Here is an 18,172-nt window from a genome sequence, read left to right as displayed (position 1 = left end):
TCACCTACCTCTTTAAAATTTGCCCTGTACTTCTATAAGTCTTTCTTAGATTTTCATCTGTAAACACTTCACTAACAGGTCCACTGGCCATAATCTGAGTATTTAATAATACCACCCAATCAAAATATTCTTCCACAGTTTGAAGGTCATGGTGAACAACTATTATGGTCTTTCCTCTTTCCTTCAATTCCTTTAAAATGGATATTATGGCCTTTTCGGTCTTAGCATCTACACCTTTAAATGGCTCATCCATAAAGTATATATCTGCATCTTGAACCAATGCTCTTGCAAGAAATACTCTCTGCTGCTGTCCTCCAGATAACTGTGATATTTGTCTATCTGCAAATTCTATCATATTTACCTTTTCCAAGGCTTCTCTTGCTTTTTTCTTATCCTCTTCCTTAGGTCGTTTTATCCATCCTATTTCCCCATATCTCCCCATAAGAACTACATCTAAAACATTTGTAGGAAAATCCCAGTCTACAGATTCAGACTGAGGTACATATCCTATATGTTTTCTCTGGGACTTATAGGATGCTCCATTAAATAATACATTTCCTGATACTGGCTTTATTAAATCCAACATAGCCTTTATTAATGTTGATTTTCCCGCTCCATTAGGACCTACTACTGCCATTAAAATGGATTTCGGTATATTAAGATCAACGTCCCATAAAACTGGTTTTGCTTCATAGGCAACTGTCATATCTTCAACTTCTATTATATAATCAAAATTCATATTTCATTCCCCCTTGCTATTTATCTGATTATTTTAAGGCATCGATAATTGTATCTATATTTGCTTTAAATGTTCCTATATAGGTTTCATCATCAGTTCCTGCATCACCTGTGGAGTCTGAATAAAGTTCTCCTCCTATTTCCACTTCAAATCCCTGAGCCTTAACAGCTTCTTGCAATGCTTCAATACTCTTTCGTGGCACTGATGACTCAACAAATATTGCCTTTATCTTCCTCTCTACAATAAACTTTGCCAATTGACGAACATCAGATGTCCCTGCTTCTGATGCAGTACTTATGCCTTGCAATCCTTTAACTTCAAACCCGTAGGCATTCCCAAAATAATTAAAAGCATCATGTGCAGTTATAAGAACTCTATTTTCCTCAGGAATTTCAGATATTCTTTGATTAATATATTCCTCAAGCTTATCAAGCTCTCCTAAGTATTTTTCTAAACTAATATCAAAATCCTTTGCATGTTCTTCATCTAGTTCTTTGAGTCCTTCTGCCACAGTTTTTGCAGCTTCCTTCCAAAGCTTTACATCAAACCAAATATGAGGGTCGAAGCTTCCAGGACTTGAAACAAAATCAATAAAGCTTGATTCATCTATACCTTGTGTTACTGCTAAAATTACTTTCTCACTATCTTCTATATTTTCAAATATCTCTCCCATTTTTCCCTCTAAATGAAGACCATTATAAACTACCATATCTGCATTTTGCATTAGTTTAACATCTCCTGCACTTGCTTTATATAAATGAGGATCAACTCCTGGTCCCATTAATCCTTGAACACTTACATATTCTCCTCCAATGGATTTTACAAGATCTGCTACTAAGGTAGTAGTGGCTACGACCTTATATCCAGTATCATTCTCCTTATTTGGATTTCCACATCCTGATACAAAAGTAGTTAATATAGATACTACCATTATTAAAATCAATATCTTTTTCATTACTTATTCCTCCCTTATTATTTTTGACCCATGGGGACATACCTCAGGATAATTCAAATATTCATCCAATTTTTCTTCTAGCTTTTTATTAGTTACATGCTCTAGTTTCTCTGCTTCATCATGTACTTCCTCAGAATTATATCCTAGTTTCTCCACAAGAAAAACCTCCCACAGAAGATGTCTCCTTCTAATTTTCCTAGCTTCTGTAGCTCCATATTCTGTAAGTTTTATACCTTGATACACTGTATATTCAACATAGCCATCTTGTAATAGCTTTTTTATCATCTCTGATACAGAGGGAGGTGATATATTAAGTGCTCTAGCTATATTCTTATTGCTAACCTGCTCCTTGTCACCACCTAGCTCATAAATCGCCTTTAAATAATCTTCTTTATTTATGTTCATAATCTTCCTCCGTAATTGTATTAAGTTAGGCATGCCTAACTTATGTATATAATACCCTCTTTTAATAGAGTTAACACAATATATTTAAAAATAAAAAAGATAATCTCTGCTCAATACAGAAATCATCTTCTTATTTGTATTATAAATTAAAATTCTTCGCTAATCTATTGATTAAGTTTTTCACTTCTGCTTTTTCAAAATAATAGGATAAGCTTAGTTCAGATGTGCAGAATTTCTTATATTTTATACCAGATTCTTTTACTATATCGAATATCTCTGATGTGACCTTAGCTTGATTTATTCTCCCAGTACCTACTATGGATATTCTAGTAGTATCATTTATTTCCACATCTATAAGTCTATCTACATTGTTTACTATATCCTTCTTTATGGAGGGGAATAATTTCATATACTCTTTTGAGCATATAAAGGATATATTTATATCTTCATCTATTAAATTATTTTCTGCCATTCCAATATCTAAATTATATCTCCCTAATATTCTAAATACATTAGATAATTTGTCTATTTTGTTTGGAATATTTTTTATCCTTACTTCTACTTGGTTATCATCTACCATCAATGATAATATTTTCAATTCTTCCATGCTTTCCCCTCCTATTCTGGTTCCCAATTGGTCTTTAAAGCTATCTCCAACATATATTGGCACGTCATATCTCTTTCCCAAGGCTAAAGCTCTTTTATCAACTACCTTAGCACCTAATCTAGCCATTTCCAAGGCAATATCATAATTTATTTTTGATATTTTACAAGGCCCTTCGTATAATCTAGGATCTATGGAATATATTCCATCTACATCTGTATATATTTCACAAGGACAGTTAAATTTAGCAGCTAAAGCTACAGCAGTAGTGTCAGAGCCTCCCCTTCCCAAAGTTGTAATATCTCCTTTTTCATTAACACCTTGAAAACCTGCTATAACTACTATATTGCCTTCTTCTAAATATTTGTTTATTATACTTTTTTCAATATCTTCTATACTGGCCCTAGTATAATTTCCTTTAGTATTTATTCTAGCTTGTGTTCCTGTCAAAGAAATAGCTTTATGCCCCAAATTATTTAATGCCATGGATAATAAGGATATTGTCTGTTGTTCTCCTATGGACAACAATACATCTAATTCTCTTTCTATAGGATCTGAAGATATTTCTTTTGCTAATTCAATCAATCGATCTGTAGTCTTTCCCATAGCTGAAACTGCAACTACAATATTTTTAGCAGTTCTCTTTCTTTCAATTATTTTTTTAGCTACTTGAATAATTTTATCAGTAGTTTCTAAAGAACTCCCGCCATATTTTTGAACAATCATGAAATCACACCCTTTTTATACTTCTAATCTTGCAGTGAAGTAATCTTTCTTATCTATCTTAAATAAATCTGTCATTCTTTCTAATTTTTCTTTTGATATGGATTTAGTTGTAAATATAATGCCCTCTTTCTTCTCAATCATATTTTCTATAATCCCATTTTCCTTAATATATTTTTCTATTTTATCTTCAGTATTTTCTCTAGTGTCAATTCTCATATAATATTTTCCTTTATATAATCTGTTCATATTATCTAAATCTATATTCACTCCCAAACTCATTTTTGGATAAGTATTGGTTGTAATGTCTATTAAATCACTTAATACTGCATTAGCTGTAGGAAATCTCCCGGCACCTTCTCCAAAAAACCTTAATTCTCCAACCATATCTCCTATAAAAGAAACTAAGTTTTTAGCATTATCAACTTTTCCCAGATAAGAATCCTGACTCAAAATAACTGGCTCAACAGAAGCATAGTATTTATTATTATTTAAGACTGCTGTACCTAACAATTTAATCGTACAATTCATGTTTTTTATATTTTTTATATCTTTAAAATTTATGCTATTGATGCCATAGCATGAGATATTATCTTCATTTATCCTATCTTTAAATGCAATCGTAGATAAAATTCTAAGTTTTCTTCTAGTATCATAACCTTCAATATCATCAGTAGGGTCTGCTTCTGCATAACCTAAATTTTGACTTATTTCTAGGGCTTCTTTGAAACTTAAATCATCTGTTACCATCCTTGTCAGTATATAATTAGAAGTCCCATTTAAAATCCCTCTTATTTCCTGTATTTCATTTATATTTATTTGCTCCTTTAATGGTTTTATAATTGGGATTCCTCCACCTACACTAGCTTCATATAGAAAAAGTCTGTTATTTTTTCTTGCTAAATCTGTTAACTCCTCTAAATATTTTGCTACTACAGCTTTATTTGCTGTGATCACATTCTTTCCTCTACTTAATGCTTCTTTTATATATTCATAGGGCTTATCTAAACCACCCATAACTTCAATAATTACATCAATACTATTGTCTTCGATTATTTCATGAATATCTGTAGTAAGCTTTCTTCTATCTATTTCAATATCTCTTATCTTCTCTATGTCCTTTACCAGTATCTTAGATATATTAATTTCCTTTTTTATAAACTTTTCTAAATAATCTTTTCTCTCTTCTAATATCTGGACAATACCTATTCCTACTACTCCCAATCCTAATAACCCAATATTTAACATTGCTACACCCCTTTTCTTACACTAAACAATATCTTATCCAGTTATCCATTAATATCTGTGAATGATTCCTCCATGTATTTCTAGGTACTAGAGAAAAATCATCATTGGGAAAATAATTTCTAGGCAAATCAGGTGCTAACCCTTTATTTCTATCCCTTTTATATTCATTTTCTAAAGTATCTGTATTATATTCTGGATGTCCTGTAATATATATTGCCTTTCCTTCTCTTTCAGCCAATATATATATTCCCACATCATTAGATTTAGATAAAACCTCTAATTCCCTTATATCTCTTATATCCTCCTCCCTAATTTCAAAATATCTAGAATGTGGGGAGATTATTTCTTGTTCAAGCCCTTTAAATAATAGAGAATTTCTTCCTATGATTTCATGACTAAATATTCCTACTACCTTTTTATCAATGATGTGTTTAGGTATTTTATAGTTATAATATAGTCCTGCTACTGCTGCCCAACATAGATATATAGTGGACTTAACATATTTATTAGAATAATCCATTATAAGCTTTAACTCATTCCAATAAGATATATCATCAAAATCCACAAATTCTAAGGGGGCACCTGTCATTATCATTCCATCATAGTTTGTATTTTTTATTTGCTCTAATGTTTTATAAGCTCTTTCTAGGTAATTCAAGTTTGTATTTTTAGGTTTATGTGATCTTACATATAGAAAATCTACCTGTATGTCTACAAAACTATTTCCCAATAATCTTAATAGTTGATATTCAGTATCCAATTTATTTGGCATTAAATTTAATACTAATACCTTTAGAGAATCCTGAGAGTCGCCTTGAAGATCAATGTCTATATTATCCTTTCTTAATAAATCTATTGCTAAAATATTTTCATTGATTACTAAACCCATATATTAGACCCACCCATATATACTAATCTCAAGCCTTCATTTAAATATTCGATTTCCTTTTTCATCTTTTACTCCCCCTTTTATAATTGAAAAATCCCTTCTAAGATAAGAAGGGATTTTTTATATAAAAATATAACTCCACTTCTTATCTCTCAGTTTTCACCGCAGGAATTAGCACATTTTTTAAGCCATAGCTTAAAACTGTTGCTGGGTTTCATTGGGCCAGTCCCTCCACCACTCTAGATAAGAAAATATTAAATTGTAATTAAAAAAACCTTCTTAGCTAATGCTAAGAAGGTTGATTTTCTATGAAATCTCTCTTATCGGCATTAGCAGAACCACCTTGTTAAATAACAGGTTGGCGTAGGGTCATAGAGCTAATTCTCTACCCTAACTCTTGATAAGTAAAGCTATTAAGTTATTAATCATATTAGCATAGGGGTCTAAATATGTCAACAATATTTTTCCTATGCTTTAAAATTATATATTGGCCTTATTATATCTACAATCTTGGCAGTTTCAGTAATATTATTGAGTATTTCTTCTATAGGCTTATAGGCAAAAGGCGATTCATCTAATGTGTATTCATTTACTGATGTAGAATATATACCTTCCATACTTTTTCTAAAATCATCTAAATTAACAGATTCCTTTGCAACATTTCTGCTCATAAGTCTTCCTGCACCATGGGGAGCTGAATAGTTCCAATCTGGATTTCCCTTTCCTATGGCAACTATGGAACCATCTCGCATGTTTATAGGGATTAAAACTTTCTCTCCCTCATAAGCTGATATAGCCCCTTTCCTAATAATATTATCTTTGAAATTAATATAGTTATGAATGGTTTCAAAGTAGGTAAACTCATGCAATCCTTTTTTAAATAAAGATTGTAGGATGATATCTACCATCACTTCACGATTTAAGCTTGCATATTCTTGACAAATTTTCATATCATGTAAATACTTTTCTCTATATTCTCCAGTTAAATAACATAATGCTTTTGGATAGCTAGGTTGGAGATTATCATATTCCTTTTTTAGTTCTTCAAGCACCTTCTTTATTTCTTTTCTTTTACCTTCTGCTTTATATCCAGTAATTATTTCATCTCTTTTAATAAAGTAATCTTCTTTTCCACTACATAAATCTATAGCTAGCCTTTGATATATCTCTGCAACTTGTTTCCCTAGATTTCTACTGCCTGAATGGATCACTAAGTATTTGTTGTTTTTACTATCTACTCCGACTTCAATGAAATGATTGCCTCCACCTAATGTTCCTATACTTCTTTCAATTCTTTTGGTATCCTTCAAATCTCTAAAACAATATAAATCATTTAATTTGTCAAATTTGGATTTCCTTTCATTATGAGTAGATTTGCCTGACGGAATTCTTTTGTGTATTATATCATCTAATTTAGGTAAATCTATATCTATATGTCCAAGCTCTACAGTAAGCATGCCACATCCTATATCAACTCCAACAATATTGGGTATTACCTTATCTCCCATATCAGCTGTAAAGCCAATTACACACCCCATACCTTGATGAACATCAGGCATTATTCGAACTTTAGAATCCTTAACAAAATCTTGATTTAGTAATTCAAGTATCTGTTCCTTTGCACCATCTTCAAGATTATCGGTAAAAACCTTTGCTATATTATGTTCTCCTTGTAATTCCATAAAATCACATCCTTATTTAATCATATTATATATTAAGTGTAGCTCTGTTCTTTCCCTCTCTCTTAGAATTATACAGAGCCATATCAGCTCTTTTAACTACGGATAAAAAGTCTTCATCATCTTTATTAAAATAAGAAGCACCTATTGATATAGTTATATGATATTTTTCTCCTTGACTTTCATATTGAAAATCTTCTACATCTTTTAATATCTTATCTGTAAATGAATTTAAGCTTTCTTCTTTTAGCCCCTCACAAATAAGAATAAATTCTTCCCCTCCCCATCTATAAAGAAAGTCTGTTTTCCTTGTAGATTTGTTTATGATTTCTACAAGATTTCTTAAAACTCTATCCCCTACGTCGTGCCCATAACTATCATTTATTTTTTTGAAATCATCTATGTCAAAGATAATAATGGCAAAAATACTATTATATCTTTCAAATGAATAAAATGTTTCTTGCAACTTTTTTGTTGCAGCTCTCCTATTAAAAGCCTTAGTGAGTTCATCTATATTTAATTCTTCTCTTAATTTTTTATTAGAATTTTGATAATACCAATGTTCTAGAATTAATACTACTAAAATTCCTATAAGGATTAATCCAAGTGATAAGACTCCTACCAGTGTAATCATTTTAGAAATAGCTTTATCACCATCCTTAGAAATTTCGTCTATATATGGTTGAATTTCATCGAAATAAACACCCATTGCAATAATCCAGTTATATTCTTTATATAACTTTGCATAAGTTAATTTTTCAGCAACTTCATCACATGTTTTCTTTTTAAAAAAATAGGTAAAATGTATTTCCCCATTTTCTTTAATTCCATTGAGTTCTGTCAGGTAAGGATAATTACCTTCAATATCTTGCATTTTTGTAGATAAATACATACCTTCTGTGTCTTTTAGATTTGGATGAATAAGCCGGATAGCATAATTATCTCCACCTTCATAATTTACAACCTCATTAATCCAAATATAAGCATCATTTTCAAAACTATCACTATGTATCCTTTTTTTTATGGATTCCATGGTTGCATATTTTATGTAGTCTTCAGTAACTCCATAAAAAATATAGTACTTTCCATAATTATCTTCATTATATACTATCGACTCTTTCTTTAAATCATCAATATAATCATAGATATTTCTTGTATTCTCCATATATTTTATATTATTTTGATATAAGATTTTATCTGTAAACCTATCCAATATAAATATGTCGAAAGTCCCTTTTATAGTTCCTGTCTCAAAGTAGTCAATGGTTTTTTCTAAAAAATCACCTTTCTTTGATTCATAATATTCTCCTATAACTTTAGCAGCTCTATTTATACGGTTTCTATTTACTTCTATTTTTTCAACTTTTATTTGTTGAATATTATTTATCATATTATTAACAGAATCCTCAAGAAAATCCTTTTTCATATCTATAATCCGATCTTTAGTATATTGAGCATATAATACTTTTACATCCTTAAAAGTAGATATATAACAATAATTCACAATAACTAATAGAGAAACTATGGAAAAGATAAGTAGAAAAACATATAGTTTTCTTACTCTCTCTAGGTTATCAATTCTGTCAATTAATTTATATATCCGCTTTTTCAATTGGACCATCCTTTCAGATTACTAATTACCTTGCTGTTTATGATTTTATTGTATCATAACTGTTTTAATAGTTGTAACTTGTTACATAAAATTAGTTGAATGTTAAAAAATACTCCAGTCTTTAATGACTGGAGTATTTCTTAGTTAATATTTAAATCTACTAGTCTACCTTCTTCAAATCTTATTATATCATCATAATATTTAGTAAAATCCTCGTTCACTTTATGAGTAACAAGTAAGACAGTAAGGTCATCTCTTTTTAATAAATATTCTTCTATTTTTCTTCCAAGCTTATTATCTAAAGAAGAGCTAATTTCATCTAATAGCAGAATTGGAGTATTTCTGACTAATGCTCTAGCTAAAGAAATCCTCATCTTCTATTTCACGACCAAGCTTGATATTTTCTTCTATGCTTCCCTTGAAGATATAAGGCTCCTGATCAACTAATGCAAGATTATCAACTAAATAATATTCTTTTATAGGAATATTATTTGCGAGAACTTCTCCCTTGCAATCTCCATATTCGTCATTGATTGCTTTTAATATCGTAGACTTTCCTGAACCACTTTCTCCTACATTTAATATATCCTTAGCTACAAAGAAAACACTCATTCCAAGGACTATAAAATATGACATATAGGAGCAAATCATTGAAAGCACTTGTAGAAGTACCCTTAGATTTCTACTTTTATATATAGCAGACCCCGTTGTAATATTTACCTGCTGAAATTCATTATTAGTATAATCCTCCGCTCCATAGATTTTAATAACTCGATGTCCATTAAATCTATCTGAAATATATTGATTGAAGTTAGACAGTTCTTCGTACTCAATGGTCTTAATCTTAGATATTACATTTTTCATAAGCTTCGGCACTGCCAATGGAATAAAACATGTTACTAGAGCTACAGCAGCTATTGTAAGATTCAAAAATGTCAGTCCAATGAAAACAAATACAATTCTGCTTACTAAAAAAAGAATGTACGTAATACTTTCATAAAAATCCATTCTTATGGCATTTAATTCATTATTGAATAATGATATATAATGCCCTATATCTTTTTTTCTATTATTTTCAATGGATTTAGAAATAATGCTTTTAAATAATCCTCCTTTTAAATCCATAGTGAGATTAAAAGAGAATAAATTATTTATTCTTTCCCCAAAGTAGGTAAATCCGATTTCTAATAAAATCATTAAAAGTAACAAACTAGTGGATACTATTAACCCTTTAGCATCTTTTTCTATAGCTCTATTTATCATATTCCCTTTTTGAAACTGTAATATAGTAGAAGTAGATGTTTGTAACAAAACAAAAAATAATCCTAAAATTAAGATATTTTTATGCTTCTTTAGATATTTTTTCATAAAATCAATCCCCTCATATTAATTTTACCTATTCATTTATCTTTATGGGAAACCTATTAATATGATATTTATCTTAGCCTAACCATCTCAAACCTCCGTTAATTTTAATTATTGTTTGCTGGTTATTTTAATATTAATTCATGAGGGGAATTCTATATTCATTATATTAAGTATAGCAAATAATGGCATAATTTCAACAATTAGTAAAACAATCGTTTTTACTTATCCATTCATTTTTACTAAGTTTATAATGGTGAAACTCTTCATTTTCGATCTCAATAATATTTATATAGCTAAAACCACATTTTTGAATTACCCTGTTTGAAGGTATATTATGTGTTAACGCTATTACATTTAACACCTCAACATTAGTATTTTCAAATAAATATTTTACTAATCCTTCTGCTGCCTGAGTTGTGTACCCCTTAGATCTGTAATCCTTTGAAATGGCATAGGCTATCTCTCTATTTGGTAAAGGCAGTTCATCCTTTGGTCCTGTACAGCACCATCCTATAAACTCATTTGTTTCCTTTAATATAATACCTAGATTTAACCATTGCTCTCCAATGTTTGGAACAGCTTCTAAAAATTCTTTATTACTTTTCATATGAAAATCTATTAACCATTCTTTACGCTGCTCCTTTGTTGCTTTCCAATCAGGTAAATAATCTGTTATTTCAGGTTGTAATGTAAGACCATATAGCTCATCCAAATCCTCCAATCTAAACTCTATTAATACTATATCCTTACAATCTATGGTAAAAACTTTTTTTGAACTTATCTCCTCATTATTCATAATTTTACTATTAAACATAACTATTATTCCTCCTTACTGTTTTCTTTAGGAATATATTGTACAACTTGATTATTCTCTCAAATCCCTTAAAACTTATGGCCTTATAATACCATAATGTATGAGATCTTCGTATCGTCCCTCCTTCATTACATGGTCAATTAAAATTCCTTCTCTTACCATACCTAGCTTTTCTATGACTCTACCAGAAGCAGGATTTGAGGCAAAATATCGAGCATATACTTTATGGTATCCTTTAACATTGAAGGCAAACTCTAAAATAGCTTTGCTTGCTTCTGTAGCATATCCATTTCCCCAGAACTCTTCCCCAATCCAATATGCTATTTCTCCATTATTAAATCGTTGATTATTAGATAATGCTACAGCACCATATAACATTCCTGTCTCCTTATCTGTAATAGCAAACTCATATGACCTGTCGGCATCAAAGTTATCAACGTGATTTTTCATCCATGATAAAGCACAATCTATGGCGTATGGATAAGGTATATATAATGTATTTTTATAAATATTATAATTATTACAAAGCTTAGTAACAGTTTCTGCATCAGATTTTTCAAATATCCTTAGTACTAGTCTCTCAGTAGTAATTGTTTTATTTTCTTTATTATAAATCATAATTAATCCTCCTTATATAATTTTATTTGTTTACCTCATTAAGACATATTTTATTCCTCAAATAATTTATAAGACAAAATAAAAAGTCCGCCTCAAGCTCTAATGTTTAAAGCTTAGGGCGAACTATATATGTCCGTGGTACCACCTAATTTCAGATGTAACTATCTGCACTCTATCAATACAGGATAATTGCTTAATTATCCGATATTGCTTTCCTTTTAACGGTGGAAACTTCCGTTGAAGCCTACTAAGATTATATCTTTTCAGTTCACAGCTAAAAGGCTACTTCCATACTTTCCTCACGAAGATTTTCACCAACCATCTTCTCTCTAAACTTTAGATAAGTATGTACTCCTCCTTTTCAAAGCCATTTTATTTTTTCATTTGTATTATAATATCTTAATGTATTTTAAAAGTCAATATAATTTTTTGATTTTTAAAAATTTATTTAATAGTTCTACAAAATAAATGATACTTTTTTTATCTTTAGATTAACAAAACAGTTATTAATAAACATTACATTTTCATTAACGCTTTTTCTAATATTTCATAATGCCAATAATATAAATCCTCTGGTTTTATTGATAAAGCTTTTTCTTTATCAAAAATAATCCTTTCATCTATAACCGTTACACAACTAAAAAAAGGTTCTGCTGATAGCAATGCTTTACTTGCATTTTTATTCCATTCTTCAATTGTTATATAATCATTACTAATCAATAGTTGGAGCGAATCGTAAAAGGTTTTCTGCATAAGTCTAAGTTTAAAATACGGACATTCTTTTTTTATAATATATGAGTCTATTTCTTCCCATAATTTTTTAATATTATCTTGCCTTTTAATTAAACTCTCCAATGATAAATCCCCTGTACTCATTGCCTCAGAAATTTTCATATCCCATTCTGTAGGTGTCCACTGGAGAGTTCTGCTAAAATGAATAATCCATTTTTCATGGGGTATATATTCACCATTTGCTATAAATAAAGCTTCTAACAATTTAGTGACTGCTTCATTCATCATATAATGTCCTTGTACTGTATCTCCCCTATGAATCCATATATCACCTGCCAGTTTAAAATACCACCAACAACTGAAAAGTAATCCTTCTGCTTGTAATGGTTCTGGTTTATTTGTAAGTTTATCACTTACCAGTTCTTTTATTTCTCCTTTAGGGTCATATAAAATCTTTGAATAAGATAAATCCCATAAAGCTACGTTATCCCATGATTTTTGTTTTTCATCGTCTAAATTTAATATCTTTATATCATAAAGATATTTATCATTCTTAGTAATACCAAGTGATATAGGTGATTCTCCATTGTTCCATAGTTCATAATTCTTTCTATCTAAATATATAACTATATCAATTTCTGAAAGATAATCAGCATAACCTCGTGACATTCCTCCATTAAGGGTTATCCCAACTACACCTTCTAAGTCCTCAAACTTCTTTATATTATTTTGTAATGCCAACATAAAATCATTAATTTTATTTTCACTTTTTAAGTTTACATATGGTCTTGTCATAAAAACATTCTCCTTCCAACTAATAGTCAAATAAAGCATAAATGTAACAGTATAATTTTAATAAAATAAAAAACCATAGATTTTACTCTATGGTTTCCATAATAAACTAGTAATTAAACTATCCGAAGAGTAATATAAAATCATATAACAATAAAATGGTTCACCAAATAAACTGAAAAACAGTTTCGCCATTTTATATTAATAAATGATTTTATCTTACTTCTCCGTATCAAATTATGCTTTTTGAATATACAGCACTAATCTAATCGGATAGCACTCCACCTTTCAAACATTATACTGTTACATAATTGAATTATATATCCAATTCAATTATTTGTAAATAATATTAATAATTATTATTTGCTTCATATTCTCTATCCTGCTTACGAATATATACAGAGCAATCATTGCTTCTTTCTAATAATCCAAAGTCCACAAGATACCTACGCAGCAAAGCATAATCATCATAATAATTAACTAATTTATGATTAACTTCTTTTTCAGTATACTCTACTCCAGTTTTAAACTCTAAATTAGTTATATAACAAAAAATATTCATTTTATCATTTTGCCTTCTGGGTAAATTAATGATTCTATTTTCTTTCATCCATTTTTCAATTCCACTATTCTCCAATATATTCCCTCCTCTTTACAGGATATTATCTAAATCAAATTCATATTATCTTGTATCCTATATTCTTTTGTATATTCCATCTTCTCTTTCCATAAGATTAAATCCTATTAAATCTCTTCTTATGGTACAAAAGTCATCATGGAAATCTGCTATTATCAGATTGACTTCCTTTTCTGTATAAGTTCTATCCCTTTCAAAACTTTCCACTATTTTTTCTAAAACTATTTGTTTTTTCTTTTTCTGTACTGGCAGATCCTTTAGCTTGTTATACTTAAAAAAAGATTCTATTACTTTTTCCTTATATTTTTCTTCTCTTTGATTTAAAATTTCTTCTTCATTTCTATTGTCCTTTACTAAATCTTTAAGATTCATTGAAAATATCTTTTCATTTAATCTATAAACTGTATAGTATTGCTCTTTTTTACATGATACTATATCAGCCTCCATTAATTTTTTAAGATGAAAGGAAATAGTTGAAGCAGATAGTTCTAATCTTTCAGCCAGTAGTTCCACATACATAGGCTCTATCATTAAACTATTTATAATTCTTAGTCTAGAGTTATCTGCCAAACATTTGAAAATCTCTAATGAGTTCACTCTACCACCCCTAATCAATATGTATCTCTTTAAAATATTCTTTGAATCGACTTTTCAGTTCTTCAGCTTCCTGTATTTTTATATCTTCGATTATTACTTCCTTTTCTTCTCCAAACTTTAAAGCTTTTTCTTTATTTATATACCAAGGCTTTGTTATCTTATGGAAGAAACCTAGATATTTTTCTTCTAATTCTACAGCTTTATCACTAAAACTAATAGTAAACATTTTATAAAATATTTCAACTATATTTAGTCTTACCTTTTCTAAATTAGCCTCATCTAAACATTCCTTTTTCCGTAAATCCTCTATATTTCTTTTATAATTTCCTTGTTTTTCTTCTAAAAAATTCAAATAATTTTCCTTCAACCAATTTATATCCTTCATCTTATTCCCCCCTATGATTTATATCTTTATTGTATATCAACGAAATTACTATTTCAATACCTATCTATATATTATTCCTATATTTAATTCTATAGTTGTAAAATTAGATTGCTTTTTAAGGGGTTTTATATTAAAATATGATTTGATATATATCAAAATAAATCTGCTCAGGAGGTATTGGTATGGAATTTATAGATCTTATTCCAAATATTTGTGAAGGATTTCCCTTTGAGAAAGGAGATTTTGTTTTATTAAACTTTTGGGGTGATAATGAAGATTTAGAAGTTTTAGATTTGATTTCAGAAAATATAAGTAAAAAAGGAGTGATTCCTTTTAAGCATCATTGCTCGAACTCTTTCTTTGAAAAAGTAGTTTTAAATTTAATTGACAATAATTTAGAAACACCTGAAGAATATCTAGAGTATCTATCTTCTTTTAAGCAAGTAATAGATATATTTATGTATTCTCCTAGTTTACCTAGCGGAATTTCTGAATCAAATATACCTAAATTCAAGAAATATTTGGGTGAATTATTTAATTCTCTAACTCAAGATAAAAAGTATTATATACAGATTAATGTTCCTACAGAAATAAATGCATTTAATGCAGGTTTAGATTATGATATTTATAGTTCGGCTTTATGTAATGCTTTATCTGTAGACTTTCCTAAATTAAAAAAATCTTGTAAGGAAAAAGTCGAAAACCTTAGGGATAAGAACAGTATAGAAATACTCACTGGAAAAGAATATTCACTAAAATTAGATATTAATAATAGGGAATGGTTTGTAGATGACGGGTGTGGAGATTTTCCTCCAGGTGAAGTTTATATAGCTCCTATAGAAAATAATAGTAATGGAGATTTACTAATCTCCATAATCAATCTAAAAGGACAAATATATAGAGACGTACTTATGACCTTTAAAGATGGTAAACTTATAAATTCTTCCTCTCAAGAATTAGATGAATTTTTTAATTCACTACCAGAAAATTTCAGAATCCTATGTGAGTTTGGAATCGGACTAAATCCTCAAGTTAAAGATTTAATAGGTTTTTCATCTATTGACGAAAAGTCCTTAGGTACTTACCATATAGGGTTGGGAATGAACCATTTATTCGGTGGAAAAAACAACTGCCCTTTCCACATGGACTTTGTATTTACCTGTGATGATGTAATCTTTAATTAGATTTATTAGGAGGTAGTCGACTACCTCCTAATAAACTATCTTATAAATTCAAATTAGCGAAACAAGTTATTTTGACATGTACTTATATCAATAATCCTCTGCTAAAATCACGTAAATTAAAGAATATATAGAATTTGTGTTATTCTATTCTTTCTTGTCTTCCATTTTCCAATTTCCCAAATTCTCCTGCCCATTCAAAGGCCTTTTTCGATATGATAACTGCTATAACTTCATTTATAACTGCTGCTGCTGCGATTGTTCCTTGAATTATAGCTGCCGAATCAGGATCAAATCCACTTATTGATGTAACAGCAATTCCTGTGAAAACAAGGGAAACACCAGAGTGAGGCAATAGTGTAAGTCCTAAATACTTTTCTACAGTTTGAGGTAAACCTGTTATCTTTGCTCCAAAATATGCTCCTGAATATTTACCTATTGCCCTTGAAATTATATATATTGCTGTAAATATCCCTGCCCCTAAAATCAAATGATAATCAAGAGGTGCACCAAGATTTAAGATAACTATAATCATAGAAAGTCCTAAAATTGGATTAAAGCTATTCATTATTTGTTCCAGTCTTTCTTCAGATACCATATTTGAAAAGACAGCAGAGAATGCCATTCCTATAAGCATAAAGTTAAGCATTGGTTCTGGTAAAATTAAGTTATTGAAGATCAATCCTATAGTTGCAACTACCAATATAAATACAATTGTAATTAGCAAAGTTGCATTATTGGAACGCTCTTGTTTAAGGAAAATTCCAGCAACTAATCCAATTACAGCTCCTATTACAAGTGGTAATAAAATCATCATTGCTAAAGTTAAATATAAAGGTGTTGATTGTTCTGTATTTCCTGCTGTTACAAATGTAATAACACTAAAGAAAACTATTATACCAACAATATCGTCAAGGGCCGCCATGGGAATCAAAGTTCTAGTTACTGGCCCATCTGTTTTAAATTCTTTTACTATTGATAAAGCCGGGGCTGGTGCTGTAGCAAGTGCAATTCCTCCAAAGATAAATGCCAAATATATTGGTATGTTCATAAAATGAAAGATTATTCCAAAGAATAAAGTCACCAAAAAGAATGTGCCTAAAGATTGAGTCAGAGTTGTTATAATTATTTGTTTACCAGATTCTTTCAACTTTTTAAGTACAAGTTCTGTACCAATCATAAGACCTACAGCACATTCCAAGATACTTGAAGCTATTCTATACCAACTAGCATTCAATAGTGATTCATTTACTATCCCTACTGCGTGGGGTCCTAAAATCATACCTGTTAAAAGCCAACCTAATATAGCAGGAAGCTTCATCTTAGATACAAGTTTACCTATAAAAAATGCGATAACAATTGCAGTTAAAAGTCTCATTACTAATTGAATCATTATTTCCCATCCTCCTGTGCTATTCCATAAGTCATAGTCTTTAATAACTTACTTAATTTAAGCTCCTGATCATTTAGTAAATTTCTAAAATTGTCATAAGTCTTATTTTGAAAATAATTATTAAATCCTTCTTGAAATATTAAAAAATATTCGATGGCATCTTCAACACTTATATCATTTTTCAAATTAACATTTTGAAGTGCACTTTTATAATAATTTACATTAAGGGTATCCAATTCCACTTTTCTTTTTTTTATTTCTTCAATTAAATGTTTAGGTGGTTGTAATACTGCATTTGCAAATATATTGCTATAGTAGGGATTTTCGTCAAAGAATTCATGACGCATATCTAAATATCTTTTCATATCTTCTTCAAATTTACAAAAAACTGTTTCTCCATTATTGAGAAAAGTTGTTAGTGCATGAAAACATTCACTAACACAAACTAAATATAACTCATCTTTATCTTTAAAATAATGATAAATAATACCTTTAGATATATTTCCAATTTTACAAATTGCATTTAAGGAAGCCTCTGCATAACTATTAGTTCCGAACTCAACTATTGCACTATCAATTATTCTTTGTCGCGTTAGCAAATTTTTTTCTTCTCGTTTCAAATTATCACCTCTTTACATTTTAGACCATGTGGTCAATATTGTTATATTACCATAAATGTACTACCTGGTCAATATTTTTCGCTTAATTTTTTTACATATATCTTACTAATTATAGATTTATAATGCCATAATATATAAGATCTTCGCATCGACCTTTCTTCATTACATTGTTTTATTTTCT

Annotated in this window: 19 protein-coding genes, 2 riboswitches and 1 other annotated feature; of the genes, 1 reads left to right on the top strand and 18 read right to left on the bottom strand. The window is 29.5% G+C overall.

Annotated elements, in window-relative coordinates; all coding sequences use genetic code 11:
* Positions 1 to 4: 4 nt before the first annotated feature.
* The 16 genes from RBU61_RS18810 to RBU61_RS18735 all read right to left on the bottom strand — a co-directional run bounded on the left by RBU61_RS18810 (position 5) and on the right by RBU61_RS18735 (position 14,797).
* A complete protein-coding gene (locus RBU61_RS18810) occupies positions 5 to 739 on the bottom strand; it encodes a metal ABC transporter ATP-binding protein (RefSeq protein WP_308877214.1) in 735 nt (244 codons plus the stop codon).
* 28 nt (positions 740 to 767) lie between these two features.
* Positions 768 to 1,694 carry a metal ABC transporter solute-binding protein, Zn/Mn family gene (locus tag RBU61_RS18805; protein WP_308877213.1) on the bottom strand — a complete coding sequence of 309 codons (927 nt, stop codon included), beginning with the start codon at positions 1,692 to 1,694 and terminating at the stop codon, positions 768 to 770.
* A 3-nt stretch (positions 1,695 to 1,697) separates the two neighbouring features.
* Positions 1,698 to 2,099 (bottom strand): metal-dependent transcriptional regulator, encoded by a 402-nt coding sequence (locus RBU61_RS18800; RefSeq protein WP_308877211.1) that lies wholly within the window; start codon positions 2,097 to 2,099, stop codon positions 1,698 to 1,700.
* A gap of 139 nt (positions 2,100 to 2,238) precedes the next feature.
* Positions 2,239 to 3,429 carry an aspartate kinase gene (locus RBU61_RS18795; protein WP_308877210.1) on the bottom strand — a complete coding sequence of 397 codons (1,191 nt, stop codon included), beginning with the start codon at positions 3,427 to 3,429 and terminating at the stop codon, positions 2,239 to 2,241.
* Between the two features lie 15 nt (positions 3,430 to 3,444).
* Positions 3,445 to 4,674 (bottom strand): homoserine dehydrogenase, encoded by a 1,230-nt coding sequence (locus tag RBU61_RS18790; protein ID WP_308877208.1) that lies wholly within the window; start codon positions 4,672 to 4,674, stop codon positions 3,445 to 3,447.
* Positions 4,675 to 4,690: 16 nt separating this feature from the next.
* On the bottom strand, positions 4,691 to 5,563 hold the full coding sequence (metA, locus tag RBU61_RS18785) for a homoserine O-succinyltransferase (protein ID WP_308877207.1): 873 nt from the start codon (positions 5,561 to 5,563) through the stop codon (positions 4,691 to 4,693).
* Positions 5,564 to 5,705: 142 nt separating this feature from the next.
* Positions 5,706 to 5,813, bottom strand: a riboswitch (SAM riboswitch).
* A gap of 67 nt (positions 5,814 to 5,880) precedes the next feature.
* Positions 5,881 to 5,970, bottom strand: a riboswitch (SAM riboswitch).
* A gap of 60 nt (positions 5,971 to 6,030) precedes the next feature.
* Positions 6,031 to 7,245, bottom strand: a complete 1,215-nt coding sequence (locus RBU61_RS18780; protein WP_308877206.1) for an RtcB family protein — start codon at positions 7,243 to 7,245, stop codon at positions 6,031 to 6,033.
* 25 nt (positions 7,246 to 7,270) lie between these two features.
* Positions 7,271 to 8,854 (bottom strand): sensor domain-containing diguanylate cyclase, encoded by a 1,584-nt coding sequence (locus tag RBU61_RS18775; RefSeq protein WP_308877205.1) that lies wholly within the window; start codon positions 8,852 to 8,854, stop codon positions 7,271 to 7,273.
* A gap of 140 nt (positions 8,855 to 8,994) precedes the next feature.
* Positions 8,995 to 9,228: a hypothetical protein gene (locus tag RBU61_RS18770; RefSeq protein ID WP_308877204.1), complete on the bottom strand. Its 234-nt coding sequence runs from the start codon at positions 9,226 to 9,228 to the stop codon at positions 8,995 to 8,997.
* The gene (locus RBU61_RS18765; protein WP_308877203.1) at positions 9,209 to 10,222 is read right to left on the bottom strand and encodes an ABC transporter ATP-binding protein; all 1,014 of its coding nucleotides are present in this window, start codon (positions 10,220 to 10,222) and stop codon (positions 9,209 to 9,211) included. The genes RBU61_RS18770 and RBU61_RS18765 overlap by 20 nt, the downstream gene beginning before the upstream one ends.
* A 193-nt stretch (positions 10,223 to 10,415) precedes the next feature.
* Complete coding sequence (locus tag RBU61_RS18760; protein WP_308877202.1) at positions 10,416 to 11,036, bottom strand: GNAT family N-acetyltransferase; 621 nt, start codon at positions 11,034 to 11,036, stop codon at positions 10,416 to 10,418.
* Between the two features lie 75 nt (positions 11,037 to 11,111).
* Positions 11,112 to 11,654: a GNAT family N-acetyltransferase gene (locus tag RBU61_RS18755; protein WP_308877201.1), complete on the bottom strand. Its 543-nt coding sequence runs from the start codon at positions 11,652 to 11,654 to the stop codon at positions 11,112 to 11,114.
* Positions 11,655 to 11,765: 111 nt separating this feature from the next.
* Positions 11,766 to 12,028: a binding site (T-box leader), on the bottom strand.
* 142 nt (positions 12,029 to 12,170) lie between these two features.
* Positions 12,171 to 13,181 (bottom strand): DUF4037 domain-containing protein, encoded by a 1,011-nt coding sequence (locus tag RBU61_RS18750; protein ID WP_308877200.1) that lies wholly within the window; start codon positions 13,179 to 13,181, stop codon positions 12,171 to 12,173.
* Positions 13,182 to 13,527: 346 nt separating this feature from the next.
* Positions 13,528 to 13,815, bottom strand: coding sequence for a DUF2087 domain-containing protein (locus tag RBU61_RS18745; RefSeq protein ID WP_308877199.1), 288 nt, complete (start codon positions 13,813 to 13,815; stop codon positions 13,528 to 13,530).
* 57 nt (positions 13,816 to 13,872) lie between these two features.
* The gene (locus tag RBU61_RS18740) at positions 13,873 to 14,412 is read right to left on the bottom strand and encodes a metalloregulator ArsR/SmtB family transcription factor (protein WP_308877198.1); all 540 of its coding nucleotides are present in this window, start codon (positions 14,410 to 14,412) and stop codon (positions 13,873 to 13,875) included.
* A gap of 10 nt (positions 14,413 to 14,422) precedes the next feature.
* Positions 14,423 to 14,797, bottom strand: coding sequence for a hypothetical protein (locus RBU61_RS18735; RefSeq protein WP_308877197.1), 375 nt, complete (start codon positions 14,795 to 14,797; stop codon positions 14,423 to 14,425).
* A 182-nt stretch (positions 14,798 to 14,979) separates the two neighbouring features.
* Here RBU61_RS18735 and RBU61_RS18730 point away from each other — a divergent pair, with 182 nt between their 5' ends.
* Entirely contained in the window at positions 14,980 to 15,981 is a 1,002-nt protein-coding gene (locus RBU61_RS18730) for an aminopeptidase (RefSeq protein WP_308877196.1), read from the top strand.
* 139 nt (positions 15,982 to 16,120) lie between these two features.
* Here the strand turns inward: RBU61_RS18730 and RBU61_RS18725 are convergent, their stop codons facing one another.
* On the bottom strand, positions 16,121 to 17,371 hold the full coding sequence (locus RBU61_RS18725; protein WP_308877195.1) for a cation:proton antiporter: 1,251 nt from the start codon (positions 17,369 to 17,371) through the stop codon (positions 16,121 to 16,123).
* Positions 17,371 to 17,991, bottom strand: a complete 621-nt coding sequence (locus tag RBU61_RS18720; protein ID WP_308877194.1) for a TetR/AcrR family transcriptional regulator — start codon at positions 17,989 to 17,991, stop codon at positions 17,371 to 17,373. Before RBU61_RS18720 ends, RBU61_RS18725 begins: the two co-directional genes overlap by 1 nt.
* Positions 17,992 to 18,172: the final 181 nt, after the last annotated feature.

The sequence above is a fragment of the Tissierella sp. MB52-C2 genome, assembly GCF_030931715.1.
Taxonomy (GTDB): domain Bacteria; phylum Bacillota; class Clostridia; order Tissierellales; family Tissierellaceae; genus Tissierella.
Note: the sequence above shows the minus strand (reverse complement) of the source record. Positions and strands in the feature narration are given on the sequence as shown.

Bases quoted from the DNA above. Each gene is read 5' to 3' on its own strand.
- RBU61_RS18780 (WP_308877206.1), bottom strand. From the start codon at position 7,245: ATGGAATTACAAGGAGAACATAATATAGCAAAGGTTTTTACCGATAAT.
- RBU61_RS18770 (WP_308877204.1), bottom strand. From the start codon at position 9,228: ATGAGGATTTCTTTAGCTAGAGCATTAGTCAGAAATACTCCAATTCTG.
- RBU61_RS18755 (WP_308877201.1), bottom strand. From the start codon at position 11,654: ATGATTTATAATAAAGAAAATAAAACAATTACTACTGAGAGACTAGTA.
- RBU61_RS18730 (WP_308877196.1), top strand. From the start codon at position 14,980: ATGGAATTTATAGATCTTATTCCAAATATTTGTGAAGGATTTCCCTTT.
- RBU61_RS18790 (WP_308877208.1), bottom strand. From the start codon at position 4,674: ATGTTAAATATTGGGTTATTAGGATTGGGAGTAGTAGGAATAGGTATT.
- RBU61_RS18800 (WP_308877211.1), bottom strand. From the start codon at position 2,099: ATGAACATAAATAAAGAAGATTATTTAAAGGCGATTTATGAGCTAGGT.
- RBU61_RS18725 (WP_308877195.1), bottom strand. From the start codon at position 17,371: ATGATTCAATTAGTAATGAGACTTTTAACTGCAATTGTTATCGCATTT.
- metA (WP_308877207.1), bottom strand. From the start codon at position 5,563: ATGGGTTTAGTAATCAATGAAAATATTTTAGCAATAGATTTATTAAGA.
- RBU61_RS18760 (WP_308877202.1), bottom strand. From the start codon at position 11,036: ATGTTTAATAGTAAAATTATGAATAATGAGGAGATAAGTTCAAAAAAA.
- RBU61_RS18795 (WP_308877210.1), bottom strand. From the start codon at position 3,429: ATGATTGTTCAAAAATATGGCGGGAGTTCTTTAGAAACTACTGATAAA.
- RBU61_RS18735 (WP_308877197.1), bottom strand. From the start codon at position 14,797: ATGAAGGATATAAATTGGTTGAAGGAAAATTATTTGAATTTTTTAGAA.
- RBU61_RS18805 (WP_308877213.1), bottom strand. From the start codon at position 1,694: ATGAAAAAGATATTGATTTTAATAATGGTAGTATCTATATTAACTACT.
- RBU61_RS18810 (WP_308877214.1), bottom strand. From the start codon at position 739: ATGAATTTTGATTATATAATAGAAGTTGAAGATATGACAGTTGCCTAT.
- RBU61_RS18765 (WP_308877203.1), bottom strand. From the start codon at position 10,222: ATGAAAAAATATCTAAAGAAGCATAAAAATATCTTAATTTTAGGATTA.
- RBU61_RS18750 (WP_308877200.1), bottom strand. From the start codon at position 13,181: ATGACAAGACCATATGTAAACTTAAAAAGTGAAAATAAAATTAATGAT.